Annotated in this window: 30 protein-coding genes; 27 read left to right on the top strand and 3 right to left on the bottom strand. The window is 35.9% G+C overall.

Features of this window, described 5'->3' with window-relative positions:
- Nucleotides 1–19 precede the first annotated feature (19 nt).
- From rplX to BMW29_RS13970, 25 genes are all read left to right on the top strand, one after another.
- Complete coding sequence (gene rplX, locus BMW29_RS06960) at nucleotides 20–331, top strand: 50S ribosomal protein L24 (RefSeq protein WP_092651803.1); 312 nt, start codon at nucleotides 20–22, stop codon at nucleotides 329–331.
- 27 nt (nucleotides 332–358) lie between these two features.
- Nucleotides 359–898: a 50S ribosomal protein L5 gene (gene rplE / locus BMW29_RS06955; RefSeq protein WP_092651801.1), complete on the top strand. Its 540-nt coding sequence runs from the start codon at nucleotides 359–361 to the stop codon at nucleotides 896–898.
- Nucleotides 899–916: 18 nt separating this feature from the next.
- Complete coding sequence (locus tag BMW29_RS06950; RefSeq protein WP_010052071.1) at nucleotides 917–1102, top strand: type Z 30S ribosomal protein S14; 186 nt, start codon at nucleotides 917–919, stop codon at nucleotides 1100–1102.
- Nucleotides 1103–1133: 31 nt separating this feature from the next.
- The gene (gene rpsH, locus BMW29_RS06945) at nucleotides 1134–1532 is read left to right on the top strand and encodes a 30S ribosomal protein S8 (protein WP_092651799.1); all 399 of its coding nucleotides are present in this window, start codon (nucleotides 1134–1136) and stop codon (nucleotides 1530–1532) included.
- Nucleotides 1533–1561: 29 nt separating this feature from the next.
- Complete coding sequence (rplF, locus tag BMW29_RS06940; protein WP_092651797.1) at nucleotides 1562–2098, top strand: 50S ribosomal protein L6; 537 nt, start codon at nucleotides 1562–1564, stop codon at nucleotides 2096–2098.
- 168 nt (nucleotides 2099–2266) lie between these two features.
- Nucleotides 2267–2623, top strand: coding sequence for a 50S ribosomal protein L18 (gene rplR / locus BMW29_RS06935; RefSeq protein ID WP_092651795.1), 357 nt, complete (start codon nucleotides 2267–2269; stop codon nucleotides 2621–2623).
- Between the two features lie 20 nt (nucleotides 2624–2643).
- Nucleotides 2644–3144, top strand: a complete 501-nt coding sequence (gene rpsE, locus BMW29_RS06930; protein WP_092651793.1) for a 30S ribosomal protein S5 — start codon at nucleotides 2644–2646, stop codon at nucleotides 3142–3144.
- Between the two features lie 17 nt (nucleotides 3145–3161).
- Nucleotides 3162–3341: a 50S ribosomal protein L30 gene (rpmD, locus tag BMW29_RS06925; protein ID WP_092651790.1), complete on the top strand. Its 180-nt coding sequence runs from the start codon at nucleotides 3162–3164 to the stop codon at nucleotides 3339–3341.
- 44 nt (nucleotides 3342–3385) lie between these two features.
- A complete protein-coding gene (rplO, locus tag BMW29_RS06920; protein ID WP_092651788.1) occupies nucleotides 3386–3826 on the top strand; it encodes a 50S ribosomal protein L15 in 441 nt (146 codons plus the stop codon).
- The gene (gene secY, locus BMW29_RS06915) at nucleotides 3826–5127 is read left to right on the top strand and encodes a preprotein translocase subunit SecY (RefSeq protein ID WP_092651786.1); all 1302 of its coding nucleotides are present in this window, start codon (nucleotides 3826–3828) and stop codon (nucleotides 5125–5127) included. Before rplO ends, secY begins: the two co-directional genes overlap by 1 nt.
- Nucleotides 5128–5182: 55 nt before the next feature.
- Entirely contained in the window at nucleotides 5183–5830 is a 648-nt protein-coding gene (locus tag BMW29_RS06910) for an adenylate kinase (RefSeq protein ID WP_092651784.1), read from the top strand.
- A 258-nt stretch (nucleotides 5831–6088) separates the two neighbouring features.
- On the top strand, nucleotides 6089–6307 hold the full coding sequence (gene infA, locus BMW29_RS06905; protein WP_092651782.1) for a translation initiation factor IF-1: 219 nt from the start codon (nucleotides 6089–6091) through the stop codon (nucleotides 6305–6307).
- A 34-nt stretch (nucleotides 6308–6341) separates the two neighbouring features.
- Nucleotides 6342–6455, top strand: coding sequence for a 50S ribosomal protein L36 (gene rpmJ / locus BMW29_RS06900; RefSeq protein WP_092651780.1), 114 nt, complete (start codon nucleotides 6342–6344; stop codon nucleotides 6453–6455).
- A gap of 27 nt (nucleotides 6456–6482) precedes the next feature.
- Nucleotides 6483–6848, top strand: coding sequence for a 30S ribosomal protein S13 (gene rpsM / locus BMW29_RS06895; protein ID WP_092651778.1), 366 nt, complete (start codon nucleotides 6483–6485; stop codon nucleotides 6846–6848).
- A 28-nt stretch (nucleotides 6849–6876) separates the two neighbouring features.
- Nucleotides 6877–7266, top strand: coding sequence for a 30S ribosomal protein S11 (gene rpsK, locus BMW29_RS06890; RefSeq protein WP_092651776.1), 390 nt, complete (start codon nucleotides 6877–6879; stop codon nucleotides 7264–7266).
- A gap of 74 nt (nucleotides 7267–7340) precedes the next feature.
- A complete protein-coding gene (locus BMW29_RS06885; protein ID WP_092651774.1) occupies nucleotides 7341–8285 on the top strand; it encodes a DNA-directed RNA polymerase subunit alpha in 945 nt (314 codons plus the stop codon).
- Nucleotides 8286–8315: 30 nt separating this feature from the next.
- The gene (gene rplQ / locus BMW29_RS06880; RefSeq protein WP_092651772.1) at nucleotides 8316–8696 is read left to right on the top strand and encodes a 50S ribosomal protein L17; all 381 of its coding nucleotides are present in this window, start codon (nucleotides 8316–8318) and stop codon (nucleotides 8694–8696) included.
- 288 nt (nucleotides 8697–8984) lie between these two features.
- Nucleotides 8985–10427: a LapB repeat-containing protein gene (locus BMW29_RS06875; RefSeq protein ID WP_092651923.1), complete on the top strand. Its 1443-nt coding sequence runs from the start codon at nucleotides 8985–8987 to the stop codon at nucleotides 10425–10427.
- A gap of 198 nt (nucleotides 10428–10625) precedes the next feature.
- Entirely contained in the window at nucleotides 10626–11468 is an 843-nt protein-coding gene (locus BMW29_RS06870; protein ID WP_092651771.1) for an energy-coupling factor ABC transporter ATP-binding protein, read from the top strand.
- On the top strand, nucleotides 11444–12313 hold the full coding sequence (locus BMW29_RS06865; RefSeq protein ID WP_092651769.1) for an energy-coupling factor ABC transporter ATP-binding protein: 870 nt from the start codon (nucleotides 11444–11446) through the stop codon (nucleotides 12311–12313). The genes BMW29_RS06870 and BMW29_RS06865 overlap by 25 nt, the downstream gene beginning before the upstream one ends.
- A complete protein-coding gene (locus tag BMW29_RS06860; RefSeq protein ID WP_092651767.1) occupies nucleotides 12310–13107 on the top strand; it encodes an energy-coupling factor transporter transmembrane component T family protein in 798 nt (265 codons plus the stop codon). Before BMW29_RS06865 ends, BMW29_RS06860 begins: the two co-directional genes overlap by 4 nt.
- Nucleotides 13108–13154: 47 nt before the next feature.
- The gene (truA, locus tag BMW29_RS06855; protein ID WP_092651765.1) at nucleotides 13155–13931 is read left to right on the top strand and encodes a tRNA pseudouridine(38-40) synthase TruA; all 777 of its coding nucleotides are present in this window, start codon (nucleotides 13155–13157) and stop codon (nucleotides 13929–13931) included.
- A 141-nt stretch (nucleotides 13932–14072) separates the two neighbouring features.
- On the top strand, nucleotides 14073–14501 hold the full coding sequence (gene rplM / locus BMW29_RS06850) for a 50S ribosomal protein L13 (protein ID WP_425431593.1): 429 nt from the start codon (nucleotides 14073–14075) through the stop codon (nucleotides 14499–14501).
- Between the two features lie 13 nt (nucleotides 14502–14514).
- Nucleotides 14515–14907, top strand: a complete 393-nt coding sequence (gene rpsI, locus BMW29_RS06845; RefSeq protein ID WP_092651761.1) for a 30S ribosomal protein S9 — start codon at nucleotides 14515–14517, stop codon at nucleotides 14905–14907.
- A 115-nt stretch (nucleotides 14908–15022) separates the two neighbouring features.
- Entirely contained in the window at nucleotides 15023–15160 is a 138-nt protein-coding gene (locus BMW29_RS13970) for a hypothetical protein (protein ID WP_177165703.1), read from the top strand.
- Nucleotides 15161–15428: 268 nt separating this feature from the next.
- On the opposite strand, the gene BMW29_RS06840 is transcribed toward BMW29_RS13970, so the two are convergent.
- From BMW29_RS06840 to BMW29_RS06830, 3 genes are all read right to left on the bottom strand, one after another.
- Nucleotides 15429–16061 (bottom strand): hypothetical protein, encoded by a 633-nt coding sequence (locus BMW29_RS06840; protein ID WP_092651759.1) that lies wholly within the window; start codon nucleotides 16059–16061, stop codon nucleotides 15429–15431.
- Nucleotides 16062–16065: 4 nt separating this feature from the next.
- A complete protein-coding gene (locus tag BMW29_RS06835) occupies nucleotides 16066–16263 on the bottom strand; it encodes a hypothetical protein (RefSeq protein ID WP_092651757.1) in 198 nt (65 codons plus the stop codon).
- A gap of 219 nt (nucleotides 16264–16482) precedes the next feature.
- Complete coding sequence (locus tag BMW29_RS06830; RefSeq protein WP_092651755.1) at nucleotides 16483–16758, bottom strand: hypothetical protein; 276 nt, start codon at nucleotides 16756–16758, stop codon at nucleotides 16483–16485.
- Nucleotides 16759–16950: 192 nt separating this feature from the next.
- Between BMW29_RS06830 and BMW29_RS06825 the strand changes: the two genes are divergently transcribed.
- Both BMW29_RS06825 and BMW29_RS06820 read left to right on the top strand, forming a co-directional pair.
- Nucleotides 16951–17184, top strand: coding sequence for a helix-turn-helix domain-containing protein (locus BMW29_RS06825; protein WP_092651753.1), 234 nt, complete (start codon nucleotides 16951–16953; stop codon nucleotides 17182–17184).
- A 563-nt stretch (nucleotides 17185–17747) separates the two neighbouring features.
- Complete coding sequence (locus BMW29_RS06820) at nucleotides 17748–18629, top strand: helix-turn-helix domain-containing protein (RefSeq protein ID WP_092651751.1); 882 nt, start codon at nucleotides 17748–17750, stop codon at nucleotides 18627–18629.
- Nucleotides 18630–18677: the final 48 nt, after the last annotated feature.

The raw sequence follows: 18677 nt of genomic DNA, 5'->3' as shown, positions 1-18677 counted from the left end.
AAGGAGGTGCAAGAAAGAAATGTATGTAAAAACTGGTGATAAAGTTAAAATCATTTCCGGTAAAGACAAAGGGAAAGAAGGAATCGTTCTTAAAGCTTTTCCTAAGAAAGACCGCGTGGTAGTTGAGGGTATGAACATGATGAAAAAACATCAAAAACCTAATACTGCAAACCCACAAGGTGGAATTCTTACTATCGAAGCCCCTATTCACGTTTCTAACGTTATGCTTATCGATCCTAAAACTGGCGAACCTACTCGCGTAGGCTACAAAGTGGAAGACGGTAAGAAAGTACGTGTATCTAAAAAAACCGGTGAAGTTCTAGATAAATAATCAAATAAGGAAGGAGGTACAAACTTCATGAACCGCCTTAAAGCGAAATATATTAAAGAAATTACACCATCTATGATGGAAAAATTTGGTTACACTTCAATCATGCAAACACCAAAAGTTGATAAAATTATTATTAACATGGGTGTTGGTGATGCTGTAGCTAATGCAAAAAACTTAGATAAAGCTGTAGAAGAATTAACTTTAATTTCTGGTCAAAAACCAATGATTACTAAAGCTAAGAAATCTATCGCTGGATTCCGTTTACGTGAAGGTATGCCAATTGGTACTAAAGTTACTTTACGTGGCGAAAGAATGTATGAATTCTTAGACAAATTAGTTACTGTTTCACTACCTCGTGTACGTGACTTCCATGGCGTAAGCAAAAAAGCTTTCGATGGACGTGGTAACTATACTTTAGGAGTTAAAGAACAATTAATTTTCCCTGAAGTTGACTACGATAATGTAGACAAGATTCGTGGAATGGACATTGTTATTGTTACAACAGCAAACACAGATGAAGAATCTCGTGAATTATTAACACAACTTGGAATGCCATTCCAAAAATAATAAAAGGAGGCGAACTACGTGGCTAAAAAATCAATGATTGCAAAGAATAAAAGACCTGCAAAATTCTCAACTCAAGCTTACACACGTTGCGAACGCTGTGGACGTCCACATTCTGTTTATCGTAAATTTAAACTTTGCCGTATTTGCTTCCGCGAACTTGCCTATAAAGGACAAATTCCCGGCGTGAAGAAAGCTAGCTGGTAAACCGAAACTTGCAAAGGAGGTAAATAGTACAATGGTCATGACAGATCCAATTGCAGATTTTCTGACACGCGTTCGTAATGCGAACATGGTGCGTCACGAATCTCTAGAAGTTCCTGCTTCAAAAATGAAGAAGGATATTGCAGAAATCTTAAAACGTGAAGGATTCATCCGCGACGTTGAATATATTGAAGATGACAAACAAGGTGTTATTCGCGTATTTCTTAAATACGGTAAAAACAACGAGCGTGTTATCACTGGCTTAAAACGTATCTCTAAACCAGGTTTACGTGTTTATGCTAAAACTGGCGAAGTACCTAAAGTTCTTAACGGACTTGGTATTGCGATCGTTTCTACTTCTGAAGGTGTGATCACTGATAAAGAAGCAAGAAGCAAAAACGTTGGTGGCGAAATTATCGCCTACGTTTGGTAATTAACGAATAAATAAGGAGGTGCAATGAAGTGAGCCGAATTGGTAATAAACTAATCGAACTTCCAGCAGGTGTTACTGTTTCTCAAAATGGTGAAATGGTTACTGTTAAAGGACCTAAAGGTGAATTAACTCGTTCATTTAGCCCTGAAATTACAATGAATATTGAAGGTACTACTGTTACTTTTACTCGTCCAAGTGACGCAAAAGAACACCGTGCTTTACATGGTACGATGCGTGCCAACTTAAATAACATGGTAATTGGTGTAAGTGAAGGATTTGAAAAAGCATTAGAATTAATTGGGGTTGGGTACCGTGCGCAATTACAAGGTAAAAAACTTGTATTAAACGTTGGGTACTCTCATCCAGTTGAATTCACACCTGAAGAGGGAATTACTGTTGAAGTTCCAGCAAATACAAGTGTGATTGTAAAAGGTGCGAACAAAGAGCGCGTTGGCGAATTAGCTGCTAACATCCGTGCTGTACGTCCACCAGAACCTTATAAAGGCAAAGGGATTCGCTATGTTGGCGAACACGTACGCCGTAAAGAAGGTAAAACTGGTAAATAATAAGAGCTGCATAGGAAAATGGCTTGTAACGGGGCAACAAGGAAAAGTTGTTTTAATAAAGTTTAACTTTGTTAAAAGAAGTTTGTCTTGTCTTGCTGCTTCTATTTTCCGCAACTCGTATATTGTTACGATAAGTAGCAATATCATTAACTAAAAGAGGTGACAATTGTGATTACAAAACCAGATAAAAATAAAGTGCGTCAAAAACGACACGCAAGAGTTCGTTCTAAAATCTCTGGTACTGCAGAGTGCCCACGATTGAACGTTTTCCGTTCTAATAAAAACATCTACGCTCAAGTAATTGATGACGTAGCGGGTGTAACGCTAGCAAGTGCATCTACATTAGACAAAGAAGTTTCAGGCGAAACAAAAGCTACAGCTGCAACTGCAGTCGGTGCTCTTGTTGCAAAACGCGCTGCTGAAAAAGGCATTAAAGAAGTAGTTTTCGACCGTGGTGGATACCTTTACCATGGACGTGTGCAAGCTTTAGCTGAAGCAGCACGTGAAAATGGACTAGAATTTTAATAGAAGGAGGAACACCATTCATGGTTTATATCGATCCAACTCATTTGGAATTAGAAGATCGTGTTGTTGCGATCAACCGCGTAACTAAAGTTGTTAAAGGTGGACGTCGTCTACGCTTTGCTGCATTAGTTGTTGTAGGTGATAAAAACGGACACGTAGGATTTGGTACTGGTAAAGCACAAGAAGTACCAGAAGCAATCCGCAAAGCGATTGAAGATGCTAAAAAGAATCTTGTGGAAGTACCAATGGTAAACGCAACGTTTCCTCACGAAGTTATTGGACGTTTCGGCGGCGGTTATATCCTAATGAAACCAGCTGTAGCCGGTTCAGGGATTAGCGCTGGTGGTCCAGTTCGTTCCGTACTAGAGTTAGCAGGTATTGCTGATATTACAAGTAAATCACTTGGTTCAAGCACACCAATTAACATGGTACGTGCAACAATCAACGGAATTCAACAATTAAAACGTGTTGAAGAAGTTGCTGCACTTCGTGGCAAAACTGTAGAAGAAATCTTAGGATAGAAGGAGGACAATAAGAAATGGCTAATTTAGAGATTACTTTAAAACGTAGCGTTATCGGACGTCCTCAAAATCAAAAAGATACTGCGAAAGCTTTAGGTTTAACTAAACTTAACAGCACAGTGACTAAACCTGCTAATGATGCAATCAAAGGCATGGTTAACACAATTTCGCATTTAGTGGACGTTAAAGAAGTTTAAAAAACTTTGTAAGATAGTTAAAAATAAGGAGGTGCTCATTCTATATGAAACTTCATGAATTAAAACCTGCAGAAGGTTCTCGTAAAGAACGCAATCGCGTTGGACGTGGAACTTCATCTGGTAACGGTAAAACTTCAGGTCGTGGTCAAAAAGGACAAAACTCTCGTTCAGGTGGCGGTGTACGTCTAGGATTTGAAGGTGGTCAAACACCATTATTCCGTCGTGTGCCTAAACGTGGATTCACAAATATCAACCGTAAAGAATTTGCGATTGTTAATTTAGAAACACTTAATCGTTTTGAAGATGGAACAGAAGTAACACCAGCTATGCTAGTGGAAACTGGAATCATCAAAAATGAAAAATCTGGAATTAAAGTTCTAGGTAACGGTCAAGTTGAGAAAAAATTAACTGTAAAAGCGAACAAATTCTCAGAAGCAGCAAAACAAGCTATTGAAGCTGCTGGTGGTTCTGTTGAGGTGATCTAATGTTCAAAAACTTAGCGAATTTTTTCAAAGCAAAAGACATTAGAAGTAAAATTTTATTCACATTAGGTCTATTAATTGTATATCGTCTAGGAGCGCATTTAACCGTTCCTGGCGTTAATGCAAAAGCATTGGGGAACTTAGGTGACTCAGGGATTTTTGGATTATTAAATACATTTAGTGGTGGACAATTAGGAAATTATTCGATCTTTGCTATGGGGGTTTCACCTTATATTACTGCTTCGATTGTTGTACAACTTTTACAAATGGATATTATTCCAAAGTTTGTAGAGTGGTCAAAACAAGGAGAAGTTGGTCGTAAAAAGTTGAATCAAGTAACTCGTTACTTGACAATCGTTTTGGCCTTTATCCAATCTTTCGGAATTTCCTTTGGTTTCAATAGCTTAGCAGCATTTGGTTTTATTAAAAATCCAGGTACAACTACTTATCTAAGTATTGCACTCATTTTGACTGCTGGTACAATGTTCTTAATGTGGATAGGTGAGCAAATTACTGCTTATGGAATGGGAAATGGAACATCGATTATTATCTTCGCTGGGATTGTTTCACGTATTCCTGAGGGAATCATGAACTTCTATAATCAACAACTTAAAAATGCTGGCAAACAATTACCAATGAAAATTGGGTTTACAGTAGCGTTAGTTGTCGCGATTTTATTAATCGTCGTACTTGTTATTTATATGCAACAAGCTGCTAGAAAAATTCCAATTCAATATTCTAAACGTGCAGGTAGTCAGCTTACTGGCTCTCAAAGCACACACTTACCATTGAAAGTGAATTCAGCAGGGGTTATTCCAGTAATCTTTGCCAGTTCATTTATTATTACGCCACAAACTATTTTGCAACTTTTTGCAACAAGTCAAGGAAATCAACAATGGTTTAAAGTGTTAAACAGTATATTTGATTACCAAAAACCAATTGGTGCTGTACTTTATGCAGTATTAATTATTGTATTTACCTACTTCTATGCATTTATTCAAGTAAATCCAGAAAAAGTAGCAGAAAACTTACAAAAACAAGGTGGGTATATTCCAAGTGTCCGTCCTGGTAAAGGAACTGAAAAATACATCTCTAAACTCTTAGTTCGTCTAAGTACTGTAGGTGCGCTTTTCTTAGGACTCATTGCAATTTTACCGATTCTTGCATCTAATTTATGGAAATTACCACAAGGCATTATGCTAGGTGGTACAAGTCTATTAATTATTGTAGGTGTTGCACTAGATACAATGAGACAGCTTGAAGGTCAAGTTGCCAAACGTAACTACCGTGGATTTATCAATTAAGGGTAAGTGTTGAGGTTTCCTCAACACTCATTCTTACTTTTAAGGAGGAATTAGGATGAACATCATTTTAATGGGTCTTCCTGGCGCGGGTAAAGGAACACAAGCTGAACAAATTGTTGATACTTACCAAGTACCACATATTTCTACAGGCGATATGTTCCGCGCAGCAATGAAAAATGAAACGCCTCTTGGAGTCAAAGCAAAATCTTATATGGACAAAGGCGAGTTAGTTCCAGATGAAGTCACAAACGGCATCGTGAAAGAACGCTTGCAAGAAGCTGATACCCAGAAAGGTTTCTTATTAGATGGTTTCCCTCGTACAATTGCGCAAGCAGAAGCGTTGGAAAGCATATTGAAGGACTTGGGGAAAAAGATTGATGCAGTCATTAACATTCATGTAGATAAAAATATCTTAATGGATCGTTTAACAGGAAGAATCATTTGCCGTAGTTGTGGCGCAACCTATCATAAGCTATTTAACCCACCTAAAGTGGCAGATACTTGTGATCGCTGTGGGGGTCATGATTTCTATCAAAGAGAAGATGATAAACCAGAAACTGTTGAAAATCGCATTAACATTAATTTAGAGCAAACTAAACCATTGTTAGATTTTTACGAAGCAAGAAATGTTTTGAACACTGTAAATGGTGAACAAGATATCAAGCTTGTTTTCAAAGATGTACAAACTATACTTGATAAGTGAGAATCCCTGATTTGTGTTCTTCACGATATGGGAGAATCGCTATAGGCTTGCCTTATGAAAGTGTTGCAATGTACGTTGTTCGGTTTGATTAGCTTGTCACAGATGGAAGAGTATGATATAATCTGTTAGATTTTGTCTGTTCATTACTCCAAATTTGTGTTAAAATTAATAGGTTGAGATTATGAACAAACGGTGAGTGCAGATGCCCTCGCCATTTATCGCGTAACAATGCGAAACAATTCTAAGGAGGTACAAGGCGTGGCGAAAGACGATGTCATTGAAATAGAAGGTACAGTCGTTGACACATTGCCGAATGCAATGTTTAAAGTGGAACTTGAAAATGGCCATGTAGTATTGGCTCATGTTTCAGGAAAAATCCGTATGCACTACATTCGAATTTTACCTGGAGACAAAGTAACGGTAGAACTGTCCCCGTATGATTTAACACGTGGTAGAATTACCTATCGCTTTAAATAATCGCACTCCGTCAATAATATGGGAGGTATTATTTATGAAAGTAAGACCATCAGTAAAAAAGATTTGTGAAAAATGTAAAGTAATCCGTCGTAATGGTCGTGTTATGGTGATTTGTGAAAATCCTAAACACAAACAACGTCAAGGATAATATAAAATAACAGGAGGTGTAATTGTAATGGCTCGTATTGCAGGTGTAGATATTCCACGTGACAAACGTGTAGTAATTTCTCTAACTTACATTTATGGAATCGGTAAGAATACTTCTCAGAAAGTATTAGCAAAAGCAGAGGTATCAGAAGATACTCGTGTACGTGAATTAACAAATGATCAATTAGATCGTATCCGTGCTGAAATCGACACATTGAAAGTTGAAGGGGATCTTCGTCGTGAAGTGAACTTAAACATCAAACGATTGATGGAAATCGGATCTTACCGAGGCATTCGTCATCGTCGCGGGTTACCAGTTCGAGGTCAAAATACTAAGAACAACGCGCGCACACGTAAAGGCCCAGCTAGAACAGTTGCCGGCAAGAAAAAATAATTTAAATAAGTAGAGGAGGTAAAACTTCATGGCAGGTAAAAAAGTCGTACGCAAACGTCGTGTGAAAAAGAATGTAGAAGCTGGGATTGCACATATCCGTTCTACTTTTAATAATACAATTGTAATGATTACCGATATGCATGGAAATGCTATTTCTTGGTCATCAGCTGGTGCACTAGGATTTAGAGGTAGTCGTAAATCAACTCCATTTGCAGCACAAATGGCAGCTGAAAATGCTGCTAAAGTATGTATGGAGCATGGTATGAGAACTGTAGAAGTTGCAGTTAAAGGTCCTGGTTCAGGACGTGAAGCAGCAATTCGTTCACTACAAGCTACTGGTTTAGAAGTTACAGCAATTCGTGACGTAACACCAGTTCCTCATAATGGATGCCGTCCTCCAAAACGCCGTCGTGTTTAACCTACAGCTGCATTATTAGGAAATCTAAATGCACTAAAACAAGGCAAATGACGTTTTGAAAGGGGTAAGTAATAATGATCGAAATTGAGAAACCAAGAATTGAAACGATTGAGATTAGCGAGGATGCCAAATTTGGTAAATTCGTTGTAGAACCACTAGAACGCGGTTATGGTACAACTTTAGGTAATTCTTTACGTCGTATCTTATTGTCTTCTCTTCCAGGAGCAGCAGTAACAAGCATTCAAATAGATGGTGTTTTACATGAATTCTCAACAGTTGATGGTGTTGTTGAAGACGTTACATCAATTATTTTGAATATCAAAAAACTAGCACTCAAGTTATATTCTGGTGAAGATAAAACGATTGAAATCGATGTGAAAGGTCCTGCAGTTGTAACAGCGGCAGATATCACTTTTGACAGTGATGTTGAAATCTTAAATCCAGATTTATATATTTGTACTGTTGCAGAAGGCGCACATTTCCATGTACGTTTGACAGCAAGATCAGGTCGTGGCTATGTTCAAGCTGACCAAAATAAACACGATGATATGCCAATTGGTGTATTACCAATCGACTCGATATACACCCCAGTTAGTCGTGTGAACTATCAAGTTGAAAATACGCGAGTGGGTCAAAAAGAAAACTTTGACAAATTAACACTTGATGTATGGACAGATGGTTCTATTAGTCCAGAAGAAGGCGTTAGCTTAGCTGCTAAAATCTTAACTGAACACTTGAATATCTTTGTAAATCTAACTGACGAAGCTCGCAAGGCTGAAATTATGGTAGAAAAAGAAGAAACTCAAAAAGAAAAAATGCTTGAAATGACAATTGAAGAATTAGATTTATCTGTACGTTCATACAACTGTTTGAAACGTGCTGGTATTAACTCTGTTCAAGAATTGACTGACAAGTCTGAAGCTGAAATGATTAAAGTACGCAATCTAGGTCGTAAATCACTTGAAGAAGTGAAACTAAAATTAGCTGAGCTAAGTTTAGGTTTGCGTCAAGACGATTAGTTGTACAGTTACTGAAGGAGGGAAATCAAGATGGGTTACCGTAAATTGGGACGTACAAGTTCACAACGTAAAGCAATGTTGCGCGATTTAACTACAGACCTAATCATTAACGAACGTATCGTTACTACTGAAGCTCGTGCGAAGGAAATTCGCTCAACTACAGAAAAAATGATTACTTTAGGTAAACGTGGAGATTTACATGCTCGCCGTCAAGCTGCTGCTTTCGTAAGAAATGAAGTTGCTGAAGTTAAAGAAGAAGGCGAAGATGTAGTTGTAGTTTCAGCGTTACAAAAACTATTTAGTGATGTTGCACCACGTTATTCTGACCGTCAAGGTGGATACACTCGTATCATGAAAACAGCACCACGTCGTGGAGACGCTGCACAAATGGTTATCATTGAATTAGTTTAATCGAAATAGTTCACTTTTATAGATGTGTGTAAAGAGTGTTATGATGATGGAAATGAACTTTTCCAAGTCTAGCTCGAAGTTTCTTCTTAGAAAGCAGGTCTTTCTAAGGAGAAACAAATTCATCATATAAAGTGCTTTTTTTTTTTGAAAGCTAGGTAGGCCAAGACAAAGCAATCATTTGTCTTGGCTTTTTTTATGTGGAAAATGTAAAAGAATAACAAAAAAACGCTTATGCTCTTGTAACAAAAGAAATATTGGTATATGATGATAGTATAGAGGGGGAGGAGTATGAAAAAATTAAAATTAATGATTCTTGCATTAGTAGTAATCATCGGTTTACATAGTTACCACTTAACCACACAAGCTGAAGAAGTCGCATTCCCAGCAGCAATTACAGAGATATTCCCAGATGAGAATGTAGCTGAAAAAATTAGAGCAGCTTTAGGAAAAACAGCAATTACAGATTCTGTAACAGAAGCAGAATTGGCAACGATTAAAAAATTAGACTTATCAACAAGTAGCCAAACAGATCCTAAAGCAGTAAAAAATATAGCCGGGTTAGAGCATCTTGTAAATCTTGAAGAGTTAACCACTGGAGGTAGCTTAGTAACAGACTTATCTCCAATTTCCAACTTAATCAATATGAGGAAGCTAACGCTTGCAGCAAGTGCGATTGTTGATTTATCCCCAATTAGTGGACTAACCAATATTGATGACATTTATGCAAGTTATACAGCAATTGAAGATGTGACACCATTGAAAGATTTAACGAAACTGGAAACACTGACATTGTTCAATACTGAAGTGGAAGATATTTCAGTATTAAGTAATTTAACAGCATTGAAAAGTATTACAATTGGTGCGAAGGTGAAAGACTTTAGTCCACTTACTCAGTTAAATAATTTAACAAACTTGAATCTTAGAGGGAATCAATTATTAGATCCAAGTATTTTTAATGGTATGACAAGTGTGACGAAATTTTACTTAACCAATCAAAGAATCACACTGGATCCAGTTTTATTGATTAATGGCGAAGTGCGTATGAGCAATCCAATTATGAATGAATTACAGCAGTTTGTTGCACCAGCGACAATTTCTGATAATGGTGTTTATGAAAATGATGAATTTGTTTGGGAAAATATCCCTGCAAATGAAGCAGGTGTCGCGTTCACATTTAATACAACTGTTACCTTAAATGGCATCAGCGTTCCTTTTAGTGGAGATGTTTTTATTCCACTAGTGACGGATACAACTGCGCCGATTATTACAGCAGATCCTGAAATCAGTTATCCACAAGCAACTGTTAAAACTGAAGCAGAATTTCTAAGTGAGATTCAAGCAAGTACAGATGATGGCTCTGTGATAACAAGTGATTTTTCAACAGCAGTAAATTTCAATATCATCGGAGATTATACGGTTACTTTAAATGCAGTAGATGCTTCTGGCAACCAAGCAACACCTGTACAGGTTGTGGTTCATGTTATCCAAGACTCAATCATTGAGGATCCTAAGGAAAAACCAGAAGTGAAACCAGAAGATCCAACACCGCCTGTTGTTGAAGAGAATCAAGAAGTCGCAACAGCACCAAAAGCAGTTGAAAAAGAAACAGAGCCAGCAGCATTACCAAAGACTGCTGAAAGTACAAGTTCATTTGCAACCGTTGCTTTTGGTACAATTCTAGCTGGTATTGGTTTCTTAGTTTTACAAAGAAGAAAAGCATTTTCTAAATAAAATAACTAAAAATTCTGCAATATTCTTTTATTAAGATATTGTAGGATTTTTTATTTTGGAGGATAATAGGATAAAAAGTAGCAAAAGTTATCAATGCGTTATTTTTATTTGATTATAAACGTGGAAACATTGCAACCGGCCTCATTTTTTGGTAGTGTTATAAATGATGTAAAAGCTAAAAGGAAGTGGAAGATATCCATGTCTCATAAAATAATTGAAGTAAATAATTTATCTTATAAATATCAAAGTGAATCTGAAGTCCAAGCCTTGAATGATGTGTCCTTTTCAATTGAAAAAGGGGAATGGATTGCAATTATTGGTCATAATGGCTCGGGAAAATCAACACTTGCTAAAGTGCTAAATGGTTTAATTATGCCAAATGCTGGTACGGTTAAAGTTGATGGTGCTTTGTTAACAGAAGAAAATATTTGGGATGTTCGTCAGTCAATTGGAATGGTCTTTCAAAATCCTGATAATCAATTTGTTGGATCAACAGTTGAAGAGGATGTTGCCTTTGGATTGGAAAATGCAGGTGTTCCAAGAGAAGAGATGTTGGTTCGCGTCACTGAGTCCATTAAAAAAGTCAATATGGCTGATTTTATGACAAAAGAACCTGCCAGACTTTCAGGAGGACAAAAACAGCGCGTGGCCATTGCAGGGGTTGTGGCTTTGCAGCCAGATGTGATGATTTTGGATGAAGCAACGAGTATGCTAGATCCAAATGGACGTAAAGAAGTGATGAATACAGTGAAGGAAATCAAGGATGCAGCAAATCTTACCGTGATTTCGATTACACATGATATTGATGAAGCAGCAAATGCTAACCGTATTTTTGTGATGAAGGGCGGAAAGCTAGTTAAAGTTGGAACACCAGAAGAGATTTTTGCTTATGGTCCTGAATTAATTGAAATGGGCTTAGATGTTCCTTTTGCTGAAAAATTAAAGTATGCACTAAAAGAAAAAGGGATTGCTGTGCCAGCATCCTATTTAACTGAGGAAGGGATGGTGGACTGGCTATGGACATCACTTTTGAAAAAGTAGGCTATATTTATCAAAAAGGGACGCCATTCCAAAACCGTGCCTTACATGAAATGGATTTAGCTATCAAAGATGGTCATTATACAGCGCTTGTTGGGCATACAGGTAGTGGGAAATCCACTGTGCTACAGCATTTAAATGCGTTGATGAAGCCTACTGAGGGAACTGTTACCATTGGTGATCGTGTCATTACTGGGACAACTGAGAATAAAGGGCTGAAAGAAATTCGTAAAAAAGTCGGGATTGTTTTTCAATTTCCAGAAGCACAGTTATTTGAAGAAACTGTTGAAAAGGACATTTGCTTTGGACCAATGAATTTTGGGGTAACAGAAGAGGATGCACAGGCAATTGCCAAGAAAATGATGCCACTTGTTGGTTTAGATGAAAGTTTTTTAAGTCGCTCGCCATTTGAGCTTTCTGGTGGGCAAATGCGTCGTGTAGCAATCGCAGGGGTTCTTGCCATGGAACCAGAAGTTTTGGTCTTAGACGAGCCCACAGCAGGCTTAGATCCTAAAGGACGTAGAGAGATGATGCAGATGTTTTATCAGCTACATCAAGAACAAGGGATGACCATTGTTTTAGTCACACATAATATGGATGATGTGGCTGAATATGCTGATGAAATGATTATTTTAGAAGGTGGAACTGTGGTGAAGCAAGGAAAGCCTGAAGCGCTATTTTTAGATGTAGAATGGTTAAAGAAATTACAATTGGATGTCCCAACTTCAGTTGCATTTGCGGAATTATTTACGAAGCGAACAGGGAAGTCTTTTGCTAAAATGCCATTGAATGAGCAACAATTAGTGACGGAACTCGTTGCGTTATTAGAAGAAGGTGAAGGACATTGATGGATAAATTAATACTTGGACGCTATATTCCAGGCGATTCAATCGTCCATCAGCTGGATCCAAGAGTAAAATTATTAGGCAGTATTTATTTTATCTTTTTATTATTTTTCGCAAATAATTGGCAATCTTATTTATTTTTAGCTGTATTTATCTTAGTTGCAATTAAGCTATCAAAAATTAGCCTTGGCTTTTTTCTAAGAGGTTTAAAACCCTTATTATGGCTGATTATTTTTACCGTTTCCCTCCAATTATTATTTAGCCGTGGAGGAGAGATTTATTTCAGCTTTGGACCCATTGCTATTTCTCAATTTGGGTTAATCAATGCAGCGTTAATCTTTTGCCGTTTTGTGTTTATTATTTTTATGTCCACTTTGCTGACACTTACAACAATTCCGCTTGAATTAACGGATGCTATTGAGTTTATCCTTTCACCCTTTAAATATGTGAAGCTGCCGGTTCATGAAATTGCATTGATGATTTCTATCGCCTTACGCTTTGTCCCAACTTTAATGGATGAAACCACTAAAATTATGAATGCACAAAGAGCACGTGGTGTTGAATTTGGCGAGGGCAATCTATTTCAACAAATGAAGTCAATTATTCCATTACTCATTCCGTTATTTGTCAGCTCCTTTAATCGAGCTGAGGAACTAGCAACAGCTATGGAGGCGCGTGGCTATCGCGGTGGAGAAGGTCGGACAAAATACCGTGTCTTAAATTGGGAAGTCACAGATACAATGGCTGTTATTGTCTTTGCCTTTGTAACAGTAGGCGTTATTTTATTAAGAGGTTAATAGAGGAAGATTTCTTCCTCTATTTTTATGCAGAGCAGGAGGCAATTATGGAGAAAACAAGATACAAAGCGATTATTCAATATGATGGCACTCATTTTTCAGGCTTTCAAATTCAACCAGATGAGCGAACCATTCAAGGAGATATTGAGAAAGCCTTAAAAATGATGAGCAAGGGACATGTGATTAAAATTCAAGGCTCAGGACGAACCGATGCTGGCGTCCATGCTTTAGGACAAGTCATCCATTTTGATTATCCGACAACGATTCCGCCTGAAAATATGAAGCGGGCATTGAATAGTTTAACAACAGACGAAATTGGCTTTTTTGAAGTAGAAATTGTACCCGATACATTTCATGCCCGTTATCAGACATCTGGTAAAAAATATGAATATCGGGTCGATACAGGGAAAGTAGCAGATCCCTTTAAACGTCAATATACCTTGCACCACCCTTATCCTATTCATCTAGATTTATTAGAGCACGCCTTAGCGCAAGTCGTTGGGAAGCATGACTTTAGTGGGTTCTGTGCCAGTCGAAGTGGGAAGGAAGATAAAGTCCGTACCGTTTATGAAGCGAGCGTCAGACAAGATGAAGCACATGGAGAATTAATTTTTACCTTTGCTGGCGATGGTTTCTTATACAATATGGTCAGAATTTTAGTGGGAACCCTGCTACAGATTGCCAATGGCAGAAGAGATATTAACGATATTCAGCGAATTATCGCTTCAGAGGATCGCAATCAAGCAGGACCGACTGCCTCTCCTAAAGGCTTGTATTTAATGGAAGTCTATTATCAAAAAATGCAAGAAAAAACAGAAAAATAACCAAAAAAACATTGACAGATAAGCACAATACGAGTATTATGGTAGATGGTATTGTTTGCCACCACGATGAGCCCCGGAAACTTATTGTGCATCAAACAAACAGATAAGAATATGGAGGAATTTAACGTGCGTACAACTTATATGGCAAAAACAAACGAAGTAGAACGTAAATGGTACGTAGTAGACGCAACTGATATTCCATTGGGTCGTCTATCTACAGTAGTAGCATCAATTCTACGTGGAAAAAATAAACCAACTTTTACACCTCACATCGATACAGGTGATTTCGTAATCGTAATCAATGCAGATAAAATCAAATTAACTGGTAAAAAAGCAACAGATAAAATTTATTACCGTCACAGCCAATTCCCTGGTGGATTGAAACAACGTACAGCTGGTGAGATTCGTGATAAAAATTCTCGTGAATTAATCGAGCTATCTGTCAAAGGTATGTTACCAAAAACTACTTTAGGACGTAAACAATTTACTAAATTGAACGTTTTCGGTGGTTCAGAGCATACACACCAAGCTCAACAACCAGAAGTATTAGACATTACTAACCTAATTTAAGGAGGGAATTTCATTGGCTCAAGTACAATATATCGGCACAGGCCGTCGTAAAAACTCTGTAGCTCGCGTACGTTTAGTACCAGGCACAGGTAAAATCATCTTTAACAAAAAAGAAGTAGAAGCATACATTCCATTTGCTGACCTACGTGAAGTAATCAAACAACCATTAAACGTAACTGAAACTCTAGGAAGCTATGATGTTCACGTTAACGCTCATGGTGGTGGTTATGCAGGACAAGCTGGCGCTGCTCGTCACGGTATTGCTCGCGCATTACTAACAGTTGACCCAGATTTCCGTGCACCTTTAAAAGCTGCTGGACTATTAACACGTGACCCTCGTATGGTTGAACGTAAAAAGCCAGGTTTGAAAAAAGCGCGTAAAGCTTCACAATTCTCAAAACGTTAAGAAAAACTTTCGGATGTTTCGCACAATTTCGTTGCGAAGCATCTTTTTTATTGAAATAAGCAGGAATGAATTTTGTTTATTGTAAGAAATGTTTGAAATAAAGGTGGTATGGAAGATGGATAAACAGGCAAAAGAGAAAATGTTAGAGCTGATTAAGAAGAAACAAACGGGTGGTGGCAGATCGAAAAAGATGGCTGCTCCAAAGAATGATATGAAGAATATGCGTAAAGGGCCGCATATTTATAATAAATAGGGGAAGATTTGAAGTAACGGCTATTTTACGGTATCTTGTACGAAGTTAAAGGACAACCACAGTAAGACGTTGTTACAATCCAAACATGTGATTTTGCTTTGGTTAATATTTGTGTAGGTGCTAGGACAGATACAGTAATTAAATAAAAAGTTAACCCTCTATTCCTTAAATGGATTAGAGGGTTCTTTGGTTGGAAATCATATATTATAAAAGTAATAATTGTGTTTATGATATGAAGATACAATTTTTTTGTGGAGTATAAAATTAATTACTTATATACTGGTTTTAAATATGTAGCAGTTTCCAAAAGAAACTTAGTATCAAAATATTTCCCAGTAGATTTTCCAGTCATGAATTCATATTCTTTGAATCTTATTTTTTTACAGTCGTAATCGGCATAAAATGCTAAACGGCTAAATGATTTAGAGTTAGCAGGAATTGTAGTGTTAACAGACCATGAATAAGAACTGGATAAATTAGTTCTTCCCCCATCAAAATCAATTCCAACTGATATTGAGTAACTTTTAGATTGTCCTGTGGTGTATTGGGAAGCTTTAGTCCAATTTGGGGTACCTGGGCAATATCCAACCCATACATTTTTCTTAATTTCATGTTTTAATACTGTTCGAGTGTATGTGTATCCAGGTGTTCGTTTCATTTGATTTGAGGCTATACGATCAAATTCCTCTTTATTATCAAAATAAATTTCTTCACCAGTATCTAATATAACGCTTTCATTTTCAAAATTAACTTCTTTAATGATGACTGGTAATTCTTCGGTTGTCTCTTCAATTGATGGTGACGTGGTATTTATTTCTTCAGCCTGTACAGTAGAATTCCATATAGTGAGAGAAAATGTAACCATTCCTAAAAACATTAGTATTCTAGTTCTTTTTTTCATATGTTTACTCCTCTTTGTTTTTTTTATTTATTGAGATATAAAAAAATACGGTTGCTAATACTAGTTGCATAAAACATAAAAAATACATTAAGACTGGTGGATCAAATTGATATTGCATATTAAACAAATGATTCACAACCAAAATCATCCAAAAAAAACTAAGTAAAAACAAAACTCCAGCACAAAAATATAACTTTTTCATATATTTCCTTCCCTCCTAAATTTAATAATAGCATAGATTTCTTTTATTTTTTTCATATGTATAATATATTCACACATTTTTTAGAGTGATGAATTACTTTTTAGACTAGTTGAAATAGCATATCCTTCATACGTACATTGACTAATAATTTTTTATTTAGTAATTAACGTTAGAAGAAGCCAATAGCGTTATTTTAATAATGCTGTTGACTTCTTCTGTTCATATTAAAGATTCTTTTGATTCTACTAGACCATAATTTACGCCTTCAAAGAATCCCATTTTAAATATATTTATATGTACATATTCAGCAAGTTCTAGCTTAATTCCTTTTAAGATTTCTTTATTCGTTTTAGTGGGACATTCTAATACTTTATTTTCAGCGAAGCTAATGTTTTGGCTCAGAATATGGTATTCTTCATCTTCTTTTAAAAATTTAGATAAACACTCAAGATAGCTTTCTTTAAAAATTTGTTGTAATTCTTTTTCAAAACACATCAATATTCCTCCTTTCTTTCAATAAAATCTCCTAAGAGTATACTAGAAATTTGTATATTGGCGTGATGTTCTCTAAAAATTCTTTTGTACTTTCATTTCAATAACCCATGTCTACATGAACAACACTTCGTAAATATTATACTATATCATGTTTATATAGACAACAAAAATGTAGTAAATGGAGGGGAAAGAATGTCTGAGGATACTCGTGATAGGAAAATAGAAATACGGATTAATCATTTATTGGCAGAGCGCAAGATGTCTTTGAGAGAACTTGCTCGGTTGTCAGGAATTGAGCCCTCTAATTTGAGCAATCTTGCAAATGGTAAGAGAGAACGGATTTACTTGGAGCATATTGAAAGGATTGCGGATGCTTTGGATATTGATGATATATCGGAGATTATTAGGTTAAGTGAAAAGAACTAGATTAGGCTGAATATGTTTATTAAAGGAAATCCAATTAGTATATATGTTATATTAGCGATTTGATGGTAGGATACTGCATACTAAAATATTAATGGTAGATGCAGGGAAATTTATTATGCTTAGTTTGAAAAATAATATGAAATAAAAAAGTTAACAACCTGTATCAGACAGTGAATTGTTAACTTTTTTATTATATATGTAATTATTTCTGGAATTAAAATTTTTGCTTTTAATTGTATATTGTGAATATATTACACATTTTGATCCGAGAATAGAGATTGGTGTTATAATGAAGAGCACTTGAAGACTCACTTTTTATGGAATATATTCGTTAAGAGTGAGTTATTTTTACATGTTTTATAGCTAAATCAGTCTGCTTTTAATGTGATTTAGTTATAATCAACATTAATTAACCAAAATCATTAGTCTAATACCCAACCATTACGAGTAGAAATAAGTACAGTAAAGAAATCTAAAATCATTGATATCACCTCCATAAGGTATATTATACTTGACTCAATAAGAATATCAAATAAATAAAAAACAACTTGGAGTGTAGCAAAATGAAAAATATTGGTACAACATTAAAGTATTTGAGAGAATCAAGAGGTTTTTCACAGCGAGCAGTTTCTAATGGTATTGTTGATTATTCTTATTATTCTCGTATCGAAAACAATAAAAACAACATTACTCATTTAAAATTAGTTGAAATTCTTAAAAGGTTAGACATTAGTATTGAAGAATTTACTTATTTAAACGGAATACAAAATGATATAAAAAATGTGAATTTACGAAAACCAATTGTTAAAGCATTTTATGAAGCAGATGTTGAGGAACTAAAAAAATTGAAAACAATGTTTAAAAAAAGGTTTAATGATACTAAAAATTGGAATGATCGTTATCACTATATTTTGTGTTCCTATTTTATAAGCCAGTTCGAAGATAGTGAATTTGAAGAGGAATTTTTGGAAGAGATACTTCAATATTTTGATACTGTGACTTATTATACTGAAAATGATGTGAAGATACTCGCAGATTTTTACAAGAAATTACCGCAAGAAATGGTGTTCTATATTTATAAGAAAATGTTTATTGAACATAAAAGCCACTCTGCCTATGAATTAAGTCGGAAAAATACTATATTATTTCATTTAAATATGCTCCATTTAGCCTTTACTAATGAAAAATATAAATATGCTCTAGAAATCTTAGCTTTAATAAAGGAAGAATATACAGGATCAGCAGACTCATTGGCGATAGCAATGTCTAAGTATTATGATGGATTGTTTATTATTTTATCTGAGGAAAATGTTGATGAAGGAATTGAACTTGCAGAAAAAGGAATCATGGTGCTTGAAATATGTGATTTAAATTATCATGCGAAACTACATAGAGATGAGCTAGAGAAGCTTAAAAGGAAAGTTGGGATATCTAAGAATATTTAACTGGGTATAAAAATGTTTTCTTTTATAAAGAAATAATGGAGATTGTAT

This window comes from Isobaculum melis (genome assembly GCF_900111355.1).
GTDB lineage: Bacteria > Bacillota > Bacilli > Lactobacillales > Carnobacteriaceae > Isobaculum > Isobaculum melis.
This window is presented reverse-complemented; position numbering and strand designations above follow the sequence as displayed.